This window comes from Methylobacterium sp. WL18 (genome assembly GCF_008040015.1).
GTDB lineage: Bacteria > Pseudomonadota > Alphaproteobacteria > Rhizobiales > Beijerinckiaceae > Methylobacterium > Methylobacterium mesophilicum.
The window spans coordinates 1-2,840 of the sequence record NZ_VRVD01000606.1 but is presented as its reverse complement, the minus strand read 5'-3'; the positions used below and the strand labels follow the sequence as shown (position 1 = coordinate 2,840).

The window sequence follows — 2,840 nt, the reverse complement described above, 5'->3', positions numbered from 1 at the left end:
GGGGAAGGGCGGGGGAGCGGCGGGTTCGGCCGCCTCTGCGCTGATGCGTGGTGCCAAAAGGTGGTGCCGGACGGTTCTCGAAAAAGGCGTGCGCCCGCGATCGGGCGCCGGACCGCTGATTCGGTCTCGTCACCGCAAGATGGGGTTCCGGCCGGTCCGCGGCAACGGTGGCCGTCGCGTCCTCAACAGGCGCGATCAGCCGGTGGACGCCGATTTGCGGATGTGCTCGACCGCGCGATCGACGTCGAAGGCCGGGTCCAGGATCTCGTCGAGGCCGAACGGGCAGGCGCGGGGCAGGGTCAGGTTCACCTGGCCTTCTTCGGGCGCAAGCTCCGGCGTCTCCGCCTGCTGGATCGCCAGCGTCCAGGCGCCGTCCATGCGCAGGCTCCCGGCCTGCGGCGGGTCGGTGCTTAGGGCGGCGAGCCTGGTCCGGCCGGCCTTGCGGCAGGCGAGGCTCGTGGCGTCGTCGGAGATGAGGGCCGCCTTGATCAGTTCGGCCAGGGCATCCCTGACCCGTTCGACGCTCGCGTTCATGGGCATCCGCTCCGCACCGTCACCACCTTGGCAAGCGGGGTGCCAGCCCGGTTCGCGGCGACGTGACATAAACGCCGATCTTCCCTCGCGAATGGCCGGGTGTAGAACGCGTTGATGATCCCGGTCCTGACCCGCCACACCGAGGCCGTGCCGCTCTATGAGGCGGTGGTCGCCGAACTGCGCCTGCGCGGCTTCGCGGGCGACCTCACCGTGTCGGCCGCCGACCGCACGGTCTTTTCCACCGACAACTCGATCTATCAGGTCGAGCCGGGGGCCGTGGCCTTCCCGCGCTCGCGCGACGACCTCGTGCGCATCGCCAAGCTGCTGGACGACCCGCGCTTCACCGAGATCGTGATCCGCCCCCGCGGCGGGGCCACCGGCACCAACGGCCAGTCGCTCGGCCACGGCCTCGTGGTCGACACCTCGCGGCACATGAACCGCATCCTGGAGATCGACGTCGCCCGCCGCATCGTCCGGGTCGAGCCCGGGGTGGTGAAGGACCAGCTCAACCGGGCGCTGGCCGAGCACGGCCTGTTCTTCGCGCCCGAACTCTCGACCTCGAACCGCGCGACCATCGGGGGCATGATCTCAACCGATGCCTGCGGGCAGGGCTCCTGCCTGTACGGCAAGACCCGCGACCACGTCCTGGCGCTTACCTGCGTGCTCGCCGACGGCACGGTCTGGGAAGCCGAGCCCCTGGACGAGGCGGGGCTCAGCGCCGCCAAGGCACGCAACGACCGGGTCGGCGAGATCCACCGCACCGTCGATACAATCGTCACCGAGAACGCGGCGCTGATCGCCGAGCGCTTCCCCAAGCTCAACCGCTGCCTCACCGGCTACGATCTCGCCCACCTGCGCGACGCGGACGGCCGGTTCGACCTCAAGAGCGTGATCTGCGGCTCCGAGGGCACCCTGGCGCTGATCGCCGAGGCGCGGCTCAACGTGCTGCCGATCCCGAAGGCGTCGGTGCTGGTGGCGCTCTCCTACGTGGATTTCGACGCCGCCCTGCGGGACGCCCAGGCGCTGCTGCCGTTCGGCGCGGCTTCCGTGGAGACCATCGATTCCACCGTGCTCGGTCTCGCCCGCCAGGACCCGATCTGGGCCGAGGTCCGCGCCTTCTTCCCGGACGATCCCGCCGGCCGGCCGGTCCACGGCATCAACCTGGTGGAGTTCGTCGGCGACGACGCGGATGCCGTGGATGCCGCCCTGGCCCAGCTCACCACGGTGCTGGAGGCCGAGCGCGGCACCGACACCAAGCGCCTCGGCTTCACCATCGCCCGCGGCGGTGCCATCGAGACACTCTGGACCATGCGCAAGAAGGCGGTGGGCCTGCTCGGCGCCGCAAAGGGCGATGCGCGCCCGATCCCGTTCGTCGAGGATACCGCCGTGCCGCCGGAGCGGCTGGCCGACTTCATCGCCGAGTTCCGGGCGCTGCTCGACGCCAAGGGGCTGCGCTACGGCATGTTCGGCCATGTCGATGCCGGCGTGCTCCACGTCCGCCCGGCGATCGACCTGAAGGATCCGAACCAGAACGCCCTGATCCGCGAGGTCACCGAGGGGGTGGTCGCGCTCACCGCCAAGTATGGCGGGCTGCTCTGGGGCGAGCACGGCAAGGGCTTCCGCTCCGAGTTCGTGCCCGCGACCTTCGGGCCGCTGATGCCGGCGCTGGAGGCGGTGAAGCGCGCCTTCGACCCGGGCGACCGGATGAACCCGGGCAAGATCGCCTCGGCCCGGGGCGGCGCGCTCACCCGGATCGACGGCGTGCCCCGCAGGGGCGAGCAGGACCGCACGATCCCGCCGCCGGTCCGGCAGGATTTCGACGAGGCCCTGCATTGCAACGGCAACGGCGCCTGCTTCAACTACGATCCGGACGACGCGATGTGCCCGTCCTGGAAGGCGACGCGGGAGCGCCGGCACTCGCCCAAGGGCCGCGCCTCGCTGATGCGCGAGTGGCTGCGCCTGGCGTCACAGGCGGGGATCGACCCCGCCGCCGAACTGAAGCGCCAGCGCGCCGGCTGGCGGCCCGATTTTTTTGCGACTTTGCGGAGTGCTGTCAGGCGCGCGCCCGACGACGGCGATTTCTCCCACGCCGTGAAGGAGGCGATGGACGGCTGCCTCGCCTGCAAGTCCTGCACGGGCGCCTGCCCGATCAAGGTGGACGTGCCGACCTTCCGGGCGAAGTTTTTAGCGCTCTACCACGCCCGCTACGCCAGGCCCTTGAAGGACCACCTCGTGTCCGCGCTGGAGCCGCTGCTGCCGCTGGCGGCCCGGCTGCCGCGCCTGAGCAACGCGGCCCTGGCCAACCC

Annotated in this window: 2 protein-coding genes; one reads left to right on the top strand and one right to left on the bottom strand. The window is 71.0% G+C overall.

All coding sequences use genetic code 11. The features are described from left to right. Positions 1 to 195: 195 nt before the first annotated feature. On the bottom strand, positions 196 to 534 hold the full coding sequence (locus FV228_RS25715; protein WP_147857132.1) for a hypothetical protein: 339 nt from the start codon (positions 532 to 534) through the stop codon (positions 196 to 198). Between the two features lie 114 nt (positions 535 to 648). Between FV228_RS25715 and FV228_RS25710 the strand changes: the two genes are divergently transcribed. Beyond that, positions 649 to 2,840: FAD-binding and (Fe-S)-binding domain-containing protein (locus tag FV228_RS25710; RefSeq protein ID WP_147857131.1), on the top strand; the 2,192-nt coding region annotated here is incomplete at its 3' end.